Source organism: Pseudomonas sp. TE21394 (genome assembly GCF_054057835.1).
The window spans coordinates 1,400,590-1,419,458 of the sequence record NZ_JBSRZR010000001.1; the positions used below are offsets into that span (position 1 = coordinate 1,400,590).

Consider the following 18,869-nt stretch of genomic DNA (forward strand, 5'->3'; position numbering starts at 1 on the left):
ACCCACATGGGTGTCTTGCAGCTTGTTATCGGGGCCGGCCTGACCGGCCACCAATAACGGAAAAAGGCCGGTGGCATAAGCCACCAGCCATCAGCCCTTCGCTCAACGCTCGGACTGGAGTCGCAAGGTCGAGATTACTTCAGCTCGACTTTAGCGCCAGCTTCTTCCAGCTTCTTCTTCGCGTCTTCAGCGGCTTCTTTCGAAACGCCTTCAGCGATAACCTGAGGAGCGCCGTCGACTTTCTCTTTGGCTTCTTTCAGGCCCAGACCGGTCAGTTCACGAACGGCCTTGATCACGTTTACTTTCTTGTCGCCAGCTTCGGTCAGAACGACGTTGAACTCGGTCTGCTCTTCAACAGCGGCAGCAGCGCCAGCAGCTGGGCCAGCGGCAACAGCGGCAGCAGCGGTAACGCCGAAGGTTTCTTCCATCGCTTTGATCAGTTCAACAATTTCCAGAACGGTTTTCTGGCCGATCGCTTCGATGATTTGTTCGTTAGTCAGAGACATGACTTAAATCCTGTATTGGGGTGACAGCCTACGCAGCCATCAAATTAAACGTATGATTTTGAAAGAGTTGCGTGTGCCTTAGGCAGCAGCAGCTTCTTTCTGGTCGCGCAGAGCTGCCAGGGTACGAGCCAGCTTGCTGGTTGCACCTTGGATTACGCTCATCAGCTGTGCGATAGCCTCGTCGCGAGTTGGCAGAGTTGCCAGCACGTCGATCTGGTTAGCGGCAAGGAACTTGCCGTCAAACGCAGCTGCCTTGATCTCGAACTTGTCCTGACCCTTGGCGAACTCTTTGAACAGACGAGCAGCAGCGCCCGGGTGTTCGTTGGAGAAAGCAATCAGGGTCGGGCCTTTGAACGCGTCGTTGAGGATCGAGAATTCGGTGCCTTCAACAGCGCGCTTGAGCAGGGTGTTACGTACGACACGTACGTAAACGCCAGCTTCGCGGGCCTCTTTACGGAGTCCGGTCATTGCGCCTACAGTCACACCACGGGCATCAGCCACGACAGCGGACAGAGCGACTTTGGCAGCCTCGTTGACTTCAGCGACGATGGCCTTCTTGTCTTCGAGTTTAATTGCCACGGGTTTACTCCTGGTTTTTACCGTTTCATCTGGCCGAAGCCGGATGTCGTTTTGGTGTCTGATTCGGTAACGAATCGGGAGCACCATCTGCGTGGGCTGGTCTTTTAAGGCTTGCGCCGCCTACGGTCTTGGATAGCCCCCGCCAGGCAGGGACCCCAATTTTTGCTGGTGGCACGACAGGTCGCGCCACCATGTACTTATACGTTCAGCGAGCTCTGATCGATGACCAGACCTGGGCCCATGGTGGTGCTCAGGGTAACGCGCTTGACGTAGATACCTTTCGAGGAAGCCGGCTTGATACGCTTCAGGTCAGCGATCAGGGCCTCAACGTTTTCCTTCAGCTTGCCAGCTTCAAAGCCGACCTTGCCAACGGAGGTGTGGATGATACCGTTCTTGTCGGTACGGTAGCGAACCTGACCAGCCTTGGCGTTCTTGACGGCGCCGGCTACGTCTGGGGTCACGGTACCCACTTTCGGGTTAGGCATCAGGCCACGAGGACCGAGAACCTGACCCAGCTGGCCTACAACGCGCATGGCATCAGGCGATGCGATGACGACGTCATAGTTCAGGTCGCCGCCTTTCATTTCGGCAGCCAGATCGTCCATACCTACGCGGTCAGCGCCGGCAGCCAGAGCGGCTTCAGCAGCTGGACCCTGGGTGAAGACGGCAACGCGAACAGTCTTGCCAGTGCCGTGTGGCAGCACGGTAGCGCTACGTACGACCTGGTCGGATTTACGCGGGTCAACGCCGAGGTTAACGGCGATGTCGTAGGACTCTACGAACTTGGCAGCCGGCAGCGAGGCCAGCAGAGTGGCCGCTTCTTCGAAGTTGTAGGCTTTGCCTGCTTCGATTTTCTCGGCGATTGCCTTTTGGCGTTTGGTCAGCTTAGCCATTACACACCCTCCACGTTCAGGCCCATGCTGCGGGCAGAGCCAGCGATGGTGCGTACAGCTGCGTCCAGGTCAGCGGCAGTCAGGTCAGCCTGTTTGGCTTTGGCGATGTCTTCCAGCTGAGCGCGGGTAACGGTACCGACTTTAACGGTGTTCGGACGAGCCGAACCACTGGTCAGGCCAGCAGCTTTCTTCAGCAGAACCGAGGCAGGGGTGCTCTTGGTCTCGAAGGTGAAGCTACGGTCGCTGTAGACAGTGATGATCACAGGAGTCGGCAGGCCGGCTTCTTGACCCTGGGTACGGGCGTTGAAGGCCTTGCAGAATTCCATGATGTTCACACCGTGTTGGCCCAGTGCTGGACCAACGGGTGGGCTTGGGTTGGCCTGGCCGGCCTTAACTTGCAGCTTGATGTAAGCCTGAATCTTCTTAGCCATGAGCTACTCCAAAATCGGGTACGAACGCCTGATGGCTCCCCGGATGACTTGCGTTTTATCCCAGTGACGACAAAACCCCGCAGCACACAGGGCTGCGGGGTATGGGATGCTGCGTTCGCCTAGACCTTTTCGACCTGGCTGAACTCGAGCTCTACCGGAGTAGAGCGACCGAAAATGAGCACTGCAACCTGCAGGCGGCTCTTCTCGTAGTTGACCTCTTCGACGCTACCATTGAAGTCTGCAAACGGACCGTCAATGACGCGAACCACTTCACCCGGTTCGAACAGCGTCTTCGGCTTCGGCTTGTCACTACCGTCGGCAACGCGACGGAGGATAGCTTCGGCTTCTTTATCGGTAATCGGTGCAGGCTTGTCTGCAGTACCACCAATAAAGCCCATCACGCGAGGGGTGTCCTTGACCAAGTGCCAAGTCCCTTCGTTCATCTCCATCTGGACCAGAACATAGCCAGGGAAGAACTTACGCTCGCTCTTGCGCTTCTGGCCATTGCGCATCTCGACGACTTCTTCGGTCGGGACCAGGATCTCGCCGAAACCGTCTTCCATGCCAGCCAGCTTGACGCGCTCGATCAGGGAGCGCATTACATGCTTCTCGTAACCCGAGTAAGCATGCACAACATACCAACGCTTAGCCACGGGACACCTTTAGCCAACGATCAAGGAGACCGCCCAGCCGAGCAGGGAATCAAGACCCCACAGCAGCAGTGCCATAACCAGCACGACAGCCACGACAATCAGCGTGGTCTGGGTGGTTTCCTGGCGGGTCGGCCACACGACTTTACGAATCTCGGTACGAGCTTCCTTCGCCAGCGCAAAGAACGACTTGCCCTTCGCAGTCTGCAGAGCTACAAAGCCCGCGACAGCAGCCAGGACGAGAAGTGCAAGAACGCGATACAGGATCGGAGAGGCGGAGTAATATTGATTACCCACTACACCGACAACCACCAAAGCCACTACAGCCAGCCACTTGAACAGATCAAAACGCGATTCTTGGGCTTCAGTTTTGGGAGTCATCGAGGAGGATCCTGTGAGAAGAAAGCCATCACACCGAGGTGAAATGGCAGGTCAGGAGGGAATCGAACCCCCAACCTACGGTTTTGGAGACCGTCGCTCTGCCAATTGAGCTACTGACCTGTAACGCTGTATCAGGCCGGCCATTATACCGGCCTGATCAAGTAAATCAACTACTTATTCAATAATTTTTGCTACGACGCCAGCGCCGACGGTACGACCGCCTTCACGGATAGCGAAGCGCAGACCGTCTTCCATTGCGATGGTCTTGATCAGGGTGACAGTCATCTGGATGTTGTCACCTGGCATTACCATTTCAACGCCTTCCGGCAGTTCGCAGTTACCGGTCACGTCAGTGGTACGGAAGTAGAACTGAGGACGGTAGCCTTTGAAGAACGGAGTGTGACGACCGCCTTCTTCCTTCGACAGAACGTAGACTTCTGCGGTGAACTTGGTGTGCGGTTTGACCGAACCTGGCTTGACCAGAACCTGGCCACGCTCAACGTCGTCACGCTTGGTACCACGCAGCAGAACGCCGCAGTTCTCGCCAGCTCGGCCTTCGTCCAGCAGCTTGCGGAACATTTCAACACCGGTGCAGGTGGTGGTCGAAGTGTCACGCAGACCAACGATTTCCAGCGGATCCTGAACGCGGACGATACCACGCTCGATACGACCGGTAACAACGGTACCACGACCCGAGATCGAGAATACGTCTTCGATCGGCATCAGGAACGGCTGGTCAACGGCACGAACTGGCTCAGGGATGTAGGCATCCAGAGTTTCTACCAGCTTCTTGACTGCGGTAGTACCCATTTCGTTGTCGTCTTTGCCTTCCAGCGCCATACGAGCCGAACCGATGATGATCGGGGTGTCGTCGCCTGGGAAGTCGTAGGTGGACAGCAGGTCGCGAACTTCCATCTCGACCAGTTCCAGCAGCTCGGCGTCGTCTACCAGGTCAGCCTTGTTCAGGAAGACCACGATGTACGGAACGCCTACCTGACGGGACAGCAGGATGTGCTCACGGGTTTGTGGCATCGGACCATCGGCGGCCGAGCAAACCAGGATCGCGCCGTCCATCTGGGCAGCACCGGTGATCATGTTCTTCACGTAGTCAGCGTGACCTGGGCAGTCAACGTGAGCGTAGTGACGAATGTTCGAGTTGTACTCGACGTGAGCGGTGTTGATAGTGATACCGCGCGCTTTTTCTTCCGGAGCCGAGTCGATCTTGTCGAACTCAACGACTGCCGAACCGAAAACTTCGGAGCAGACGCGAGTCAGAGCTGCGGTCAGAGTGGTCTTACCGTGGTCAACGTGGCCGATAGTGCCGACGTTAACGTGGGGAAGGGAACGATCAAACTTTTCCTTAGCCATCGATACAATCCTCCGCAGAAGAAATAGTCTTGCGCTGATAAAACAAAGGCAGATATTTTCATATCTGCCTTGTTTATATGGAGCTCTTGAGCGGACTTGAACCGCTGACCTCACCCTTACCAAGGGTGTGCTCTACCAACTGAGCTACAAGAGCGAAACACTTTGTGCAAAATCCAGCAAACTTGGAGCGGGTAGCGGGAATCGAACCCGCATCATCAGCTTGGAAGGCTGAGGTTCTACCACTAAACTATACCCGCGGAGCTTGCGGCTCTCGCTAAAACTGGTGGAGGGAGAAGGATTCGAACCTTCGAAGCTCTCGCAACGGATTTACAGTCCGTCCCCTTTGACCGCTCGGGAATCCCTCCAGATGTGGCCGGCATTCTATTTGTCTGCCGCCCTAGTGTCAAGCGTTTTTTCAAATTTTTTCAATAAAATCTGAAACTTAGCTACTTTGACACCGCTTCCGGTTCTACCACCTGAGTGGTGTTCCCTGTGAAGCGGGCGCCATTCTATCAAGCTATTCACCAGTTGCAATACCCTGGCAGAAAATAATTTTATGTTTTAAGTCTTTGAAATCATTGGAAAGAGCGGCGAGCACGGATTGGTCCAACAAACGCTCGCTCTCAGGGGCAACCTTGAGCCAGCGACCATCCGCCCCCGGCAGCTGCCCCATCACCGGTAGCGTGGCAATATCCAGGCTCAACAGGCGCTGACGCAGCGCATCGATTTCGCCCTGCCCCATCACGCCACCCACCACCAGGCACTCATCCCGGCGCTTGGCCGGTGTTGACACGCCCGTTTCACGCAACAGACGGATTTCCTGCTGATTCCCCTTGTACAACGACAGAGGGGCGACCTCCTTGACCTTCAGCGGGGCTTCCTGCTGATGCCACACGTAATAAAAGACGTTGAGCACCAGCAACAACAGAAACAACCAACGCATAGGCACCTCAATTCAATGGGCAGGCCATGGCCAGGCCAACGAAAACCAGGTCAGGCACGACTCGCGCCTGCGGCACGGCCTCCCTGACCAGCGGCGCATCACCACCAGTAAGGAACACCGCGAAATCTTCCCCCCACAGGGCACGCGCCTGTTCGAGCTGGGTACGCGCAAAGCCCTGGAGCATCAATACGCATCCGCGCTCGACCGCTTCTACAGTCGAGCGACCAGGCGCCAGGCTGGTCAATGCACGCTCGGCGGAGGCATCGTCATAACGGATACGCCGGGTATGCGTGCGCAGCTGACTACGCATCAATGGCATACCCGGGCAGATGTAACCACCGAGGTGCTCACCGTCCGCAGCAACGAAATCCGCTTTTGCAGCTGTACCCAGGTCAATGACCAGACAAGCACCTCTGGCCAGGTGGAACGCCCCCAGAGCGGCCAGCCAACGGTCCATCCCCAGGCGCTGGTAATCCTCATAGCCATTGCGCACACCAGCCATTTCCCGGGCCGGGTGCGCTACAAGCGCCTGTACGGAAAACGCCTGGGCAATCAGGGCGCAAAGCGCGTCGGTTTCATCCTCGCTGCGCACGCTGACAATACGGCAGCCAGTCAAACGCACCGACGCCAGTGCAGCCACTTCAGCCACCAAAGCTTGGTCAGAGTCAACGATGCCGCCGCTCTCAATCGCTGCATCAGCGACATGGATTACCCGCCACTTGATGAAGCTGTTACCGCAATCGAGCTCAAGAATCATTACGCAACCTCAAACTGAGCTCACCACCACTGAAGCTCTTCTCCACTCCGCCCACCTCAAGGCGCAAGCCGCCCTGCCCATCGACGCCCAGAACCACGCCATCAATACGTGTGCTACCGGCGATCAGTGAAACGTTACGTCCTTGCCATAGGTGCGCCTGTTCCCATTCTTCCTGGAATGCGGCAAATCCATAACGACGATGCCGGGCCAGCTCATGCTGCAACTGCTGGCTGAGCAACGCGACCAGACGGTTGCGATCGATTGCTACACCCACCTCACGGAGCATCGAAGTCCACTCCTGGTCGACTTGATCGTTGGCCTGCATGTTCACATTGATACCGATACCCAGCACCACATGACAGACATCTGCCGGGTCGCCGACCAGCTCTAGGAGAATGCCGGTAATCTTCTGCCCGCGAACAAGGACGTCGTTTGGCCACTTTAGCCCCACATCCTTCACCCCGAACACCTGCAGCGTGCGCATTACCGCCAACCCAACCACCAGACTCAGGCCCTCGAGTTGGCGCATGCCGCCATCCACACGAAGCACCAGGCTGTAATAGAGATTTTCAGCAAACGGGCTGACCCATTGCCGGCCGCGTCGGCCACGACCGGCGCTCTGCCGTTCGGCCAGAACCAGAAACGGAGCCGTCTGCCCTTCACCGGCCAGTCGCAGACCTTCGGCATTGGTCGAATCAATGGTCTCATGAATGAAAACGGGCCACTGCTCGCCTGTAGCAAACCCGGCGATCGCCTGCGCATCGAGCAAGGCCAGTGGCGCCGCCAATTGATAGCCGCGCCCACGGACCTTGTGAATGGTGAGGTTCAGTTCACTCTCCAGGTGCTGCAGCTGCTTCCAAACGGCGCTGCGACTCACCCCGAGGGCTACCCCCAGAGCTTCTCCGGAATGGAACCGGCCATCCTTGAGAAGATTCAACAACTTCAGCATGCCAGTCTCGACTTGGAATAAGGCAGGCATGATAGCTATGGGCTGTTGGCTTGCATAGGAAAAGGGCCTGTCGACAAGGGCGAGCGGCCTTTGTTGCGACCTGGCATCAGGTCCGATGTGGGAACGGGCACGCCCGCGAGCACCGACTACCACGTCGCCCGCAGCCACCTGGGCTGCGCAAGGACTTTTGCGCCACAAAGACAAAACCCCTACCTGCATGCGCAGATAGGGGTTTTGCGAAATGAATCTTGACGATGACCTACTCTCACATGGGGAAGCCCCACACTACCATCGGCGATGCATCGTTTCACTGCTGAGTTCGGGATGGGATCAGGTGGTTCCAATGCTCTATGGTCGTCAAGAAATTCTGTTGCCAGAAGGTCCTGGTAGACACTCCAGCGAATCCGGATATGTGATGTTCGTGGTTCGTTGCGAACTTTCGGTTCGTATCATCTTCACCACCGCAATCTGCGTCGGCAAATTGCTTGGGTGTTATATGGTCAAGCCTCACGGGCAATTAGTATTGGTTAGCTCAACGCCTCACAGCGCTTACACACCCAACCTATCAACGTCGTAGTCTTCGACGGCCCTTCAGGGAACTCAAGGTTCCAGTGAGATCTCATCTTGAGGCAAGTTTCCCGCTTAGATGCTTTCAGCGGTTATCTCTTCCGAACATAGCTACCCGGCAATGCCACTGGCGTGACAACCGGAACACCAGAGGTTCGTCCACTCCGGTCCTCTCGTACTAGGAGCAGCCCCTCTCAAATCTCAAACGTCCACGGCAGATAGGGACCGAACTGTCTCACGACGTTCTAAACCCAGCTCGCGTACCACTTTAAATGGCGAACAGCCATACCCTTGGGACCGGCTTCAGCCCCAGGATGTGATGAGCCGACATCGAGGTGCCAAACACCGCCGTCGATATGAACTCTTGGGCGGTATCAGCCTGTTATCCCCGGAGTACCTTTTATCCGTTGAGCGATGGCCCTTCCATACAGAACCACCGGATCACTAAGACCTACTTTCGTACCTGCTCGACGTGTTTGTCTCGCAGTCAAGCGCGCTTTTGCCTTTATACTCTACGACCGATTTCCGACCGGTCTGAGCGCACCTTCGTACTCCTCCGTTACTCTTTGGGAGGAGACCGCCCCAGTCAAACTACCCACCATACACTGTCCTCGATCCGGATAACGGACCTGAGTTAGAACCTCAAAGTTGCCAGGGTGGTATTTCAAGGATGGCTCCATGAGAACTGGCGTCCCCACTTCAAAGCCTCCCACCTATCCTACACAAGCAAATTCAAAGTCCAGTGCAAAGCTATAGTAAAGGTTCACGGGGTCTTTCCGTCTAGCCGCGGATACACTGCATCTTCACAGCGATTTCAATTTCACTGAGTCTCGGGTGGAGACAGCGCCGCCATCGTTACGCCATTCGTGCAGGTCGGAACTTACCCGACAAGGAATTTCGCTACCTTAGGACCGTTATAGTTACGGCCGCCGTTTACCGGGGCTTCGATCAAGAGCTTCGCTTGCGCTAACCCCATCAATTAACCTTCCGGCACCGGGCAGGCGTCACACCCTATACGTCCACTTTCGTGTTTGCAGAGTGCTGTGTTTTTAATAAACAGTCGCAGCGGCCTGGTATCTTCGACCGGCATGGGCTTACGGAGCAAGTCCTTCACCCTCGCCGGCGCACCTTCTCCCGAAGTTACGGTGCCATTTTGCCTAGTTCCTTCACCCGAGTTCTCTCAAGCGCCTTGGTATTCTCTACCTAACCACCTGTGTCGGTTTGGGGTACGGTTCCCAGTTATCTGAAGCTTAGGAGCTTTTCTTGGAAGCATGGTATCAACCACTTCGTCGCCTGAAGGCAACTCGTCATCAGCTCTCGGCCTTGAAATCCCGGATTTGCCTAAGATTCCAGCCTACCACCTTAAACCTGGACAACCAACGCCAGGCTGGCCTAACCTTCTCCGTCCCTCCATCGCAATAACTGGAAGTACAGGAATATTAACCTGTTTTCCATCGACTACGCTTTTCAGCCTCGCCTTAGGGACCGACTAACCCTGCGTCGATTAACGTTGCGCAGGAAACCTTGGTCTTTCGGCGTGCGAGTTTTTCACTCGCATTGTCGTTACTCATGTCAGCATTCGCACTTCTGATACCTCCAGCAAGCTTCTCAACTCACCTTCACAGGCTTACAGAACGCTCCTCTACCGCGTCATCAAAGATGACACCCGTAGCTTCGGTGCATGGTTTGAGCCCCGTTACATCTTCCGCGCAGGCCGACTCGACTAGTGAGCTATTACGCTTTCTTTAAAGGGTGGCTGCTTCTAAGCCAACCTCCTAGCTGTCTAAGCCTTCCCACATCGTTTCCCACTTAACCATGACTTTGGGACCTTAGCTGACGGTCTGGGTTGTTTCCCTTTTCACGACGGACGTTAGCACCCGCCGTGTGTCTCCCATGCTCGGCACTTCCAGGTATTCGGAGTTTGCATCGGTTTGGTAAGTCGGGATGACCCCCTAGCCGAAACAGTGCTCTACCCCCTGGAGTGATACATGAGGCGCTACCTAAATAGCTTTCGAGGAGAACCAGCTATCTCCGAGCTTGATTAGCCTTTCACTCCGATCCACAGGTCATCCGCTAACTTTTCAACGGTAGTCGGTTCGGTCCTCCAGTCAGTGTTACCTAACCTTCAACCTGCCCATGGATAGATCGCCCGGTTTCGGGTCTATACCCAGCGACTAAACGCCCTATTAAGACTCGCTTTCGCTACGCCTCCCCTATTCGGTTAAGCTCGCCACTGAATATAAGTCGCTGACCCATTATACAAAAGGTACGCAGTCACCTAACAAAGTAGGCTCCCACTGCTTGTACGCATACGGTTTCAGGTTCTATTTCACTCCCCTCTCCGGGGTTCTTTTCGCCTTTCCCTCACGGTACTGGTTCACTATCGGTCAGTCAGTAGTATTTAGCCTTGGAGGATGGTCCCCCCATGTTCAGACAAAGTTTCTCGTGCTCCGTCCTACTCGATTTCATTGACAAGAGATTTTCGTGTACGGGGCTATCACCCACTATGGCCGCACTTTCCAGAGCGTTCCACTAATCTCAAACCAACTTAAGGGCTGGTCCCCGTTCGCTCGCCACTACTAAGGGAATCTCGGTTGATTTCTTTTCCTCAGGGTACTTAGATGTTTCAGTTCCCCTGGTTCGCCTCTTGCACCTATGTATTCAGTACAAGATACTCAGCTTGTGCTGAGTGGGTTCCCCCATTCAGAGATCTCTGGATCACAGTCTGTTTGCCGACTCCCCAAAGCTTATCGCAGGCTACCACGTCTTTCATCGCCTCTGACTGCCAAGGCATCCACCGTATGCGCTTCTTCACTTGACCATATAACCCCAAGCAATCTGGTTATACTGTGAAGACGACATTCGCCGAAAATTCGCATGTTGCTCTTTCGAGCAGAACTCACAAATTTTACCTTAGCCTGATAACCAGCAGTGAAACTGGCCATCAGTCTATATCTATCACATATCCGAATTTTTAAAGAACGATCTGACAAAAGCCAGAAATCAACATTCGATGCGAATGTTCATTTCTGAGTTTGATCAGGTACAACGCGCCCCAGGCAGGGCGTTGGTCGCCTTCAACCATGAATCAAGCAATTCGTGTGGGAGCTCATCAGCAGGCTGATGTCGTCGATTAAGGAGGTGATCCAGCCGCAGGTTCCCCTACGGCTACCTTGTTACGACTTCACCCCAGTCATGAATCACACCGTGGTAACCGTCCCCCCGAAGGTTAGACTAGCTACTTCTGGTGCAACCCACTCCCATGGTGTGACGGGCGGTGTGTACAAGGCCCGGGAACGTATTCACCGCGACATTCTGATTCGCGATTACTAGCGATTCCGACTTCACGCAGTCGAGTTGCAGACTGCGATCCGGACTACGATCGGTTTTGTGAGATTAGCTCCACCTCGCGGCTTGGCAACCCTCTGTACCGACCATTGTAGCACGTGTGTAGCCCAGGCCGTAAGGGCCATGATGACTTGACGTCATCCCCACCTTCCTCCGGTTTGTCACCGGCAGTCTCCTTAGAGTGCCCACCATGACGTGCTGGTAACTAAGGACAAGGGTTGCGCTCGTTACGGGACTTAACCCAACATCTCACGACACGAGCTGACGACAGCCATGCAGCACCTGTGTCAGAGTTCCCGAAGGCACCAATCCATCTCTGGAAAGTTCTCTGCATGTCAAGGCCTGGTAAGGTTCTTCGCGTTGCTTCGAATTAAACCACATGCTCCACCGCTTGTGCGGGCCCCCGTCAATTCATTTGAGTTTTAACCTTGCGGCCGTACTCCCCAGGCGGTCAACTTAATGCGTTAGCTGCGCCACTAAAATCTCAAGGATTCCAACGGCTAGTTGACATCGTTTACGGCGTGGACTACCAGGGTATCTAATCCTGTTTGCTCCCCACGCTTTCGCACCTCAGTGTCAGTATCAGTCCAGGTGGTCGCCTTCGCCACTGGTGTTCCTTCCTATATCTACGCATTTCACCGCTACACAGGAAATTCCACCACCCTCTACCGTACTCTAGCTCGCCAGTTTTGGATGCAGTTCCCAGGTTGAGCCCGGGGCTTTCACATCCAACTTAACGAACCACCTACGCGCGCTTTACGCCCAGTAATTCCGATTAACGCTTGCACCCTCTGTATTACCGCGGCTGCTGGCACAGAGTTAGCCGGTGCTTATTCTGTCGGTAACGTCAAAACAGCAAGGTATTAACTTACTGCCCTTCCTCCCAACTTAAAGTGCTTTACAATCCGAAGACCTTCTTCACACACGCGGCATGGCTGGATCAGGCTTTCGCCCATTGTCCAATATTCCCCACTGCTGCCTCCCGTAGGAGTCTGGACCGTGTCTCAGTTCCAGTGTGACTGATCATCCTCTCAGACCAGTTACGGATCGTCGCCTTGGTGAGCCATTACCTCACCAACTAGCTAATCCGACCTAGGCTCATCTGATAGCGCAAGGCCCGAAGGTCCCCTGCTTTCTCCCGTAGGACGTATGCGGTATTAGCGTTCCTTTCGAAACGTTGTCCCCCACTACCAGGCAGATTCCTAGGCATTACTCACCCGTCCGCCGCTGAATCAAGGAGCAAGCTCCCGTCATCCGCTCGACTTGCATGTGTTAGGCCTGCCGCCAGCGTTCAATCTGAGCCATGATCAAACTCTTCAGTTCAATACTGCTTGGGTTTTTAAGAAACCCTAAACCTGGCTCAGCAATCTCAAATGACTATGTGATTTCTCGCATGGCCACTTGTGATGCTGATAATCTTTGTGACTATCAGTCCGTACTCACAAGCACCCACACGAATTGCTTGATTCGATTTGTTAAAGAGCGTTTGGCCAAGAGCGTTTCGTCTCAACCGAGGCGCGCATTCTACGCTTTCCTCATTGCCTGTCAAGCGTTTATTTTGAAGTTTTTCGCGAGAAACTCGTTTAGCTTCAAACACTTGACTCGCTGCGATCGCTCGTAGCGGGAGGCGAATCATACAGCGCCCAAAACCGCTGTCAAGCTTCATCTCGACCGCTGCGATCATTCGACCGTAGCCCCTCCAGCTTTTCCGCAACTACTTAACCCATTGATGAACAAGGAGTTTTTCGTTCCGATGTTGCTGGAAGTGGGGCGCATTATAAGGGCATTCGAAATCGCGTCAACCTTTAATTTCAAGAAACTTTAACGTTCCTGAAAAACAAGCGGGGAGGCCTGACGGCCTCCCCGCTTCTATATAGCTACAACTATCGGCTATCACTCTGCCTTGAGGGTTACCCGCGCAAACGACTTCTTGCCTGCCTGGCAAACGTGGGTCGCCCCCAGGGCAAACATGAAATCCCGTTCGACCACGGCGCCGTCAACCTTTACCGCGCCACCACTGAGCAGATCACGAGCCTGCGCCGAGTTCTTCACCAGGCCAGCACGATTCAGCACGGCAGCGATCGGCAGGTCTTCCGCCGCAGTCACTTCAACCTCCGGCAGGTCTTCCGGCAACTCGCCATCCTTCATGCGGTTACCTGCGGCACGGTGTGCATTGGCCGCAGCTTCCTCGCCATGGAAACGCGCCACGATCTCTTCCGCCAGCTTGATCTTGATATCACGCGGGTTGGCCCCAGCGGCGACGTCGGCACGGAACTGCTCGATCTCCTCCATCGAGCGGAAGCTCAGCAGCTCGAAGTAGCGCCACATCAAGGTATCCGGGATCGACACCAGCTTGCTGTACATCACGCCCGGCGCTTCCTGGATACCAACATAGTTACCCAGCGACTTGGACATCTTCTTGACGCCGTCGAGCCCCTCGAGCAGCGGCATGGTCACGATGTTCTGCGCTTCCTGGCCATAGGCACGCTGCAGCTCGCGCCCCATCAACAGGTTGAATTTCTGGTCGGTGCCACCCAGCTCGACATCAGCCTTCAGTGCCACCGAGTCATAACCTTGTACCAGCGGGTACAGGAATTCATGGATAGCAATCGGCTGGTTGGTGGTGTAGCGCTTGTCGAAATCATCACGCTCAAGCATGCGCGCCACGGTGTACTGGGAAGCCAGGCGAATGAAGTCAGCCGGGGTCAGCTTGTCCATCCAGGTGGAGTTGAACGCGACCTCGGTCTTGGCCGGGTCGAGGATCTTGAACACCTGCTGCTTATAGGTCTCGGCGTTTTCCAGCACCTGCTCGCGAGTCAGCGGTGGACGCGTGGCGCTTTTGCCGCTCGGGTCGCCGATCATGCCGGTGAAGTCACCGATCAGGAAGATGACCTGGTGCCCCAGGTCCTGGAACTGACGCAGCTTGTTGATCAGCACCGTATGCCCAAGGTGCAGGTCCGGCGCAGTCGGATCGAAGCCGGCCTTGATGCGCAGAGGCTGGCCGCGCTTGAGCTTCTCCACCAGTTCCGACTCGACCAGTACTTCTTCTGCACCGCGCTTGATAAGCGCCAGCTGCTCTTCAACCGACTTCATAGACAAACCCGCAAGGCTCAGATTCAGGGGGAGCCAACCATACAAGATCGGCCGTCAATTACAAGTTTCGCAAAGGAATGTGACCCGGATACAGGCTTGCGGCGTCTACGCGCCCTTGCGTGAAAATGGTTTTGGTTATATTTTATACAGTTATTTCATCTTCATCATGTCATTCATCTTTTCCATTTCACCTATTCAAAGTCACCGTGCCCATGACCAACGAACCGCCTAAAGCGCCCCCGCTTTATCCGAAAAGCCATCTGTTGGCCGCCAGCGGCATCGCCGCCCTGCTCAGCCTGGCCCTGCTGGTATTTCCCTCCAGCGAAGTGGAAGCAAAGAAAACCACCCTCAACCTCGAGCTGGAGAGCCCTGCCGAGCAGTTGAAGGACGAATCCCGCGCTGCGCCCCTGGTACAGGCAGGAGGTGAGCAAGGCTCGCCATTTGCCCAGATCGAGGGCGCCACCCCTGAAACCCAGAACGCCACGCAGGAAGACGCCCCTGCCGCAGAACCGGCCGCCGAAACCGCCAAGGAGCCCAGCCACCGCGAAGTCACTGTGGCCCGCGGCGACACGCTGTCGACCCTGTTCGCCAAGGTGGGCCTGCCGGCCAATGCGGTGCATGACCTGCTGGCCAGCAACAAGCAGGCCAAGCAGTTCAGCCAGCTCAAGCATGGCCAGGTGCTGCAGTTCGAGCTCGACAAGGACGGCCAGCTGGCCAGCCTGCATAGCAAGGTCAGCAACCTCGAAACCATCCGCCTGACCAAGACCGACAAGGGCTACACCTTCAACCGCGAAATCAGCAAGCCGGTCGTGCGTACCGCCTATGCCCATGGCGTGATCAAAAGCTCCCTGTCGGCCTCGGCGCAACGCGCCGGCCTGTCCCACAGCATGACCATGGACATGGCCCGCGTGCTGGGTTACGACATCGATTTCGCCCAGGACATTCGCCCGGGCGATGAATTCGACGTGGTCTACGAGCAGAAGGTGATGGACGGCAAGGTCGTCGGCACCGGCAATATCCTCTCCGCGCGGTTCACCAACCGTGGCAAGACCTACACCGCCGTGCGTTACACCAACAAGCAGGGCAACACCAGCTACTACACCGCCGACGGCAACAGCCTGCGCAAGGCGTTCATTCGCACCCCGGTAGATTTCGCCCGCATCAGCTCGCGCTTCTCAGCAGGCCGCAAGCACCCGATCCTGAACAAGATCCGCGCGCACAAGGGCGTTGACTACGCCGCTCCACGCGGTACCCCGATCAAGGCGGCCGGTGACGGCCGTATCGAACTGGCGGGGCGCCGTGGCGGTTACGGCAACACCGTGATCATCCAGCACGGTAACCGCTACAAGACGCTGTATGGCCACATGCAGGGCTTCGCCAAGGGCGTCAAGACCGGCAGCATGGTCAAGCAAGGCCAGATCATCGGCTACATCGGCACCACCGGCCTGTCCACCGGCCCGCATCTGCACTACGAGTTCCAGGTCAACGGTGTGCACGTCGACCCATTGAGCCAGAAAGTGCCGATGGCCGATCCGATCGCCCGGAACGAACGCCAGCGCTTCCTGCAGCAGAGCCAGCCCCTGATTGCCCGCATGGATCAGGAAAAGGCCACCCTGCTCGCGGCAAACAAGCGCTAAGCCGTGGCGCTCTACCTGGGGGTGATGTCCGGCACCAGCCTCGATGGCCTGGACATTGCCCTGATCGAACAAGGCGAGCAGCCCGAGCTGCTCGCCACCCACTACCTGCCCATGCCCGGCGACCTGCGCCAGGAACTGCTTGCCCTTTGCAGCAGCGGCCCTGATGAGATCGCGCGCGCCGCGCTGGCGGAGAACCGCTGGGCCACGCTTGCCAGCGAAGGTGTCCGCCAGTTGCTGGCCAGCCAGGGGCTGCAGGCTGATGCCATCCGCGCCATCGGCAGCCACGGCCAGACCATCCGCCACGAGCCCGCGCGCGGTTTTACCGTGCAGATCGGCAACCCGGCGCTGCTGGCCGAGCTTACCCGCATCAGTGTGGTCGCTGACTTCCGCCGCCGCGATGTGGCAGCCGGCGGTCAAGGTGCACCGCTGGTCCCGGCCTTCCATGAAACCCTGTTCAGCCATCTCGGCCAGCGCCTGGCCATTCTCAACGTGGGCGGCTTCAGCAACCTGAGCCTGATCGAGCAGGACAAGCCGGTCCGTGGCTTCGACTGCGGCCCGGGTAACGTGCTGCTGGACGCCTGGATCGAGCGCAAGCGTGGCCAGGCCTATGATGCGGATGGTGCCTGGGCGGCTTCGGGTAGGGTGCAGGCCAACTTGCTCGACACAATGCTGGCCGACCCGTTCTTCGCTGGCAGCGGCCCGAAGAGCACAGGCCGCGAGGTGTTCAACCTGGCCTGGCTGGACGGTCACCTTGCCCGCCTGCCCGCCTACCGCGACGAAGACGTGCAGGCAACCCTGCTGGAGCTGACCGCACGCAGCATCAGCGACTCGCTGAGCAATGCCCAACAAGGCACCGAAGCGCTGCTGGTGTGCGGCGGCGGTGCGCGCAACGGCGCCCTGATGGCACGGCTTGGCCAGCTGCTACCAGCCGCGCGGGTCGCCAGTACCGGCACCCACGGTGTTGACCCGGACTGGGTCGAAGCCATGGCATTCGCCTGGCTGGCGCATTGTTGCCTGGAAAATATCGCTGCCAACCGCCCTAGCGTAACAGCGGCCAAGGGCCTGCGGGTACTGGGCGCAATCTACCCAGCCTGAGCATCCGGCAGAAAGTAAAACGCCGCGCAATTGCGCGGCGTTTTCGTATGGCCAGGCCTCAGATCGAGAACGACGAGCCGCAGCCGCAGGTAGTTGCAGCATTGGGGTTCTTGATCACGAAGCGCGAGCCTTCCAGGCCTTCCTGGTAATCCACCTCGGCGCCGGCCAGATACTGGAAACTCATCGGGTCGACCACCAGGGAAACCCCTTCGCGCTCGACGATGGTGTCATCCTCGGCCACGTCTTCATCGAAGGTGAAGCCATACTGGAAACCGGAGCAACCGCCACCGGTGACGAACACGCGCAGCTTCAGACGATCGTTGCCTTCCTCGGAAACCAGGTTCTTCACCTTCTGCGCAGCGCCGTGGGTGAATTCCAAAGCCGTAGGGGTGAAGGTTTCGACGCTCATGTTGATTCTCCCGGCGCGCTAGCCGCCATAAAACTCGATGACGCGCATTATCCGCTTTCCCGAGAAAATCGGTCAAGAATTGTGCGGCTTTAGTCGCGACATACAAAAAGGCCCGCACGACGCGGGCCTTTTCCACCGATGGTGGCTTACGGCAGCAGGCCTGCGTGGGACAGGCCCATGCGCTCGTCCAGGCCGAACAGGATGTTGAGGTTCTGCACCGCCTGGCCGGATGCGCCCTTGACCAGGTTGTCGATCACCGAAAGCACCACCACCAGGTCGCCGCCCTGTGGGCGATGAACGGCTATGCGGCAGACATTGGCGCCGCGCACGCTGCGGGTTTCCGGGTGGCTGCCAGCCGGCATCACGTCGACGAACGGCTCGTCGGCATAGCGTTTCTCGAACAGCGCCTGCAAGTCGACCGAAGTGTCGGCGACGGTTGCGTACAGGGTGGCATGAATGCCACGGATCATCGGCGTCAGGTGCGGCACGAAGGTCAAGCCGATGTCCTTGCCAGCCGCCAGGCGCAGGCCCTGGCTGATTTCCGGCAGGTGGCGATGGCCCTTGACCGCATAGGCCTTCATGCTCTCGCCGGCTTCGCAGAACAGCGAGCCCACCGCCGCACCACGGCCAGCACCGCTGACCCCGGACTTGCAGTCGGCGATCAGGCGCGACGGGTCGGCCAGGCCTGCTTCCAGCAGCGGCAGGAAGCCCAGCTGAGTGGCTGTCGGGTAGCAACCCGGTACGGCGATCAGGCGCGCCTGGCGGATCTTCTCACGGTTGACTTCAGGCAGGCCGTACACCGCGTCCTTCAGCAGCTCCGGTGCGCCGTGCGGCTGACCGTACCACTTGCCCCATTCGGCGGCATCCTGCAAACGGAAGTCGGCCGACAGGTCGATCACCTTGGTACCCGCCGCCAACAGTTCGCCGGCCAGGGCATGGGCAACGCCGTGCGGCGTGGCGAAGAACACCACGTCACAGGCCGCCAGGGTCTTGCTGTCCGGCACGCTGAACGCCAGCCCGTCATAGTGGCCGCGCAGGTTCGGGTACATGTCCGCCACCGCCACGCCGGCCTCGGAGCGCGAAGTGATGACCGCCACTTCGGCCTGTGGATGCTGTGCCAGCAGACGCAACAGTTCGACGCCGGTGTAACCCGTGCCGCCGACGATACCGACCTTGATCATAACGCTTGCCCCTTATCAACGAGCCGTCTGGAAAGCGCACGATAATAGGGGTGCAAGGCGCCTGTAACAACTCTTCGGGTGA

Annotated in this window: 15 protein-coding genes, 4 tRNA genes and 3 rRNA genes; 2 read left to right on the top strand and 20 right to left on the bottom strand. The window is 57.2% G+C overall.

The window, feature by feature from the left end:
• Positions 1-134: 134 nt before the first annotated feature.
• The 18 genes from rplL to tyrS form a co-directional block, all read right to left on the bottom strand.
• Positions 135-506 (bottom strand): 50S ribosomal protein L7/L12, encoded by a 372-nt coding sequence (rplL, locus tag ACVWZT_RS06560; protein WP_013970630.1) that lies wholly within the window; start codon positions 504-506, stop codon positions 135-137.
• A 78-nt stretch (positions 507-584) separates the two neighbouring features.
• Entirely contained in the window at positions 585-1,085 is a 501-nt protein-coding gene (rplJ, locus tag ACVWZT_RS06565; protein WP_003257082.1) for a 50S ribosomal protein L10, read from the bottom strand.
• A 197-nt stretch (positions 1,086-1,282) separates the two neighbouring features.
• Positions 1,283-1,978: a 50S ribosomal protein L1 gene (gene rplA / locus ACVWZT_RS06570; RefSeq protein ID WP_013970629.1), complete on the bottom strand. Its 696-nt coding sequence runs from the start codon at positions 1,976-1,978 to the stop codon at positions 1,283-1,285.
• Positions 1,978-2,409: a 50S ribosomal protein L11 gene (rplK, locus tag ACVWZT_RS06575; protein ID WP_003255500.1), complete on the bottom strand. Its 432-nt coding sequence runs from the start codon at positions 2,407-2,409 to the stop codon at positions 1,978-1,980. Before rplK ends, rplA begins: the two co-directional genes overlap by 1 nt.
• 119 nt (positions 2,410-2,528) lie before the next feature.
• Positions 2,529-3,062 (bottom strand): transcription termination/antitermination protein NusG, encoded by a 534-nt coding sequence (nusG, locus tag ACVWZT_RS06580; protein ID WP_003255501.1) that lies wholly within the window; start codon positions 3,060-3,062, stop codon positions 2,529-2,531.
• Between the two features lie 9 nt (positions 3,063-3,071).
• Entirely contained in the window at positions 3,072-3,440 is a 369-nt protein-coding gene (gene secE / locus ACVWZT_RS06585) for a preprotein translocase subunit SecE (RefSeq protein WP_003257081.1), read from the bottom strand.
• Positions 3,441-3,484: 44 nt separating this feature from the next.
• Positions 3,485-3,560 (bottom strand) — tRNA-Trp (locus ACVWZT_RS06590).
• A gap of 54 nt (positions 3,561-3,614) precedes the next feature.
• Complete coding sequence (gene tuf, locus ACVWZT_RS06595; protein ID WP_013970634.1) at positions 3,615-4,808, bottom strand: elongation factor Tu; 1,194 nt, start codon at positions 4,806-4,808, stop codon at positions 3,615-3,617.
• A gap of 78 nt (positions 4,809-4,886) precedes the next feature.
• A tRNA-Thr gene (locus ACVWZT_RS06600) sits at positions 4,887-4,962 on the bottom strand.
• A 29-nt stretch (positions 4,963-4,991) separates the two neighbouring features.
• Positions 4,992-5,065 (bottom strand) — tRNA-Gly (locus tag ACVWZT_RS06605).
• 24 nt (positions 5,066-5,089) lie between these two features.
• Positions 5,090-5,173 (bottom strand) — tRNA-Tyr (locus ACVWZT_RS06610).
• A gap of 152 nt (positions 5,174-5,325) precedes the next feature.
• On the bottom strand, positions 5,326-5,751 hold the full coding sequence (locus ACVWZT_RS06615; protein ID WP_296233365.1) for a hypothetical protein: 426 nt from the start codon (positions 5,749-5,751) through the stop codon (positions 5,326-5,328).
• A 7-nt stretch (positions 5,752-5,758) separates the two neighbouring features.
• Positions 5,759-6,508 carry a pantothenate kinase gene (locus ACVWZT_RS06620; protein ID WP_457468667.1) on the bottom strand — a complete coding sequence of 250 codons (750 nt, stop codon included), beginning with the start codon at positions 6,506-6,508 and terminating at the stop codon, positions 5,759-5,761.
• Positions 6,498-7,457 (bottom strand): bifunctional biotin--[acetyl-CoA-carboxylase] ligase/biotin operon repressor BirA, encoded by a 960-nt coding sequence (gene birA / locus ACVWZT_RS06625; RefSeq protein WP_457468668.1) that lies wholly within the window; start codon positions 7,455-7,457, stop codon positions 6,498-6,500. Before birA ends, ACVWZT_RS06620 begins: the two co-directional genes overlap by 11 nt.
• A 246-nt stretch (positions 7,458-7,703) precedes the next feature.
• Positions 7,704-7,819 (bottom strand): 5S ribosomal RNA (gene rrf / locus ACVWZT_RS06630).
• A gap of 134 nt (positions 7,820-7,953) precedes the next feature.
• A 23S ribosomal RNA gene (locus ACVWZT_RS06635) occupies positions 7,954-10,845 on the bottom strand.
• Between the two features lie 313 nt (positions 10,846-11,158).
• Positions 11,159-12,695 (bottom strand): 16S ribosomal RNA (locus ACVWZT_RS06640).
• Together the 16S, 23S and 5S rRNA genes form the textbook arrangement of a ribosomal RNA operon.
• A 570-nt stretch (positions 12,696-13,265) precedes the next feature.
• Complete coding sequence (tyrS, locus tag ACVWZT_RS06645; protein ID WP_296234592.1) at positions 13,266-14,465, bottom strand: tyrosine--tRNA ligase; 1,200 nt, start codon at positions 14,463-14,465, stop codon at positions 13,266-13,268.
• A 212-nt stretch (positions 14,466-14,677) separates the two neighbouring features.
• On the opposite strand from tyrS, the gene ACVWZT_RS06650 reads away from it, so the two are divergent.
• Both ACVWZT_RS06650 and ACVWZT_RS06655 read left to right on the top strand, forming a co-directional pair.
• Positions 14,678-16,102: a peptidoglycan DD-metalloendopeptidase family protein gene (locus ACVWZT_RS06650; RefSeq protein WP_457468670.1), complete on the top strand. Its 1,425-nt coding sequence runs from the start codon at positions 14,678-14,680 to the stop codon at positions 16,100-16,102.
• Between the two features lie 3 nt (positions 16,103-16,105).
• Positions 16,106-17,197 carry an anhydro-N-acetylmuramic acid kinase gene (locus ACVWZT_RS06655; protein ID WP_457468672.1) on the top strand — a complete coding sequence of 364 codons (1,092 nt, stop codon included), beginning with the start codon at positions 16,106-16,108 and terminating at the stop codon, positions 17,195-17,197.
• Positions 17,198-17,255: 58 nt separating this feature from the next.
• Here ACVWZT_RS06655 and erpA read toward each other — a convergent pair whose 3' ends face one another.
• Both erpA and argC read right to left on the bottom strand, forming a co-directional pair.
• Positions 17,256-17,606: an iron-sulfur cluster insertion protein ErpA gene (gene erpA / locus ACVWZT_RS06660; RefSeq protein ID WP_015268740.1), complete on the bottom strand. Its 351-nt coding sequence runs from the start codon at positions 17,604-17,606 to the stop codon at positions 17,256-17,258.
• A gap of 146 nt (positions 17,607-17,752) precedes the next feature.
• Positions 17,753-18,787: an N-acetyl-gamma-glutamyl-phosphate reductase gene (argC, locus tag ACVWZT_RS06665; protein ID WP_025337480.1), complete on the bottom strand. Its 1,035-nt coding sequence runs from the start codon at positions 18,785-18,787 to the stop codon at positions 17,753-17,755.
• Positions 18,788-18,869: the final 82 nt, after the last annotated feature.

Coding starts and splice junctions, on each gene's coding strand:
- rplL (WP_013970630.1), bottom strand. CDS start 506: ATGTCTCTGACTAACGAACAAATCATCGAAGCGATCGGCCAGAAAACC.
- rplA (WP_013970629.1), bottom strand. CDS start 1,978: ATGGCTAAGCTGACCAAACGCCAAAAGGCAATCGCCGAGAAAATCGAA.
- rplK (WP_003255500.1), bottom strand. CDS start 2,409: ATGGCTAAGAAGATTCAGGCTTACATCAAGCTGCAAGTTAAGGCCGGC.
- secE (WP_003257081.1), bottom strand. CDS start 3,440: ATGACTCCCAAAACTGAAGCCCAAGAATCGCGTTTTGATCTGTTCAAG.
- tuf (WP_013970634.1), bottom strand. CDS start 4,808: ATGGCTAAGGAAAAGTTTGATCGTTCCCTTCCCCACGTTAACGTCGGC.
- ACVWZT_RS06615 (WP_296233365.1), bottom strand. CDS start 5,751: ATGCGTTGGTTGTTTCTGTTGTTGCTGGTGCTCAACGTCTTTTATTAC.
- ACVWZT_RS06620 (WP_457468667.1), bottom strand. CDS start 6,508: ATGATTCTTGAGCTCGATTGCGGTAACAGCTTCATCAAGTGGCGGGTA.
- birA (WP_457468668.1), bottom strand. CDS start 7,457: ATGCTGAAGTTGTTGAATCTTCTCAAGGATGGCCGGTTCCATTCCGGA.
- tyrS (WP_296234592.1), bottom strand. CDS start 14,465: ATGAAGTCGGTTGAAGAGCAGCTGGCGCTTATCAAGCGCGGTGCAGAA.
- ACVWZT_RS06650 (WP_457468670.1), top strand. CDS start 14,678: ATGACCAACGAACCGCCTAAAGCGCCCCCGCTTTATCCGAAAAGCCAT.
- erpA (WP_015268740.1), bottom strand. CDS start 17,606: ATGAGCGTCGAAACCTTCACCCCTACGGCTTTGGAATTCACCCACGGC.
- argC (WP_025337480.1), bottom strand. CDS start 18,787: ATGATCAAGGTCGGTATCGTCGGCGGCACGGGTTACACCGGCGTCGAA.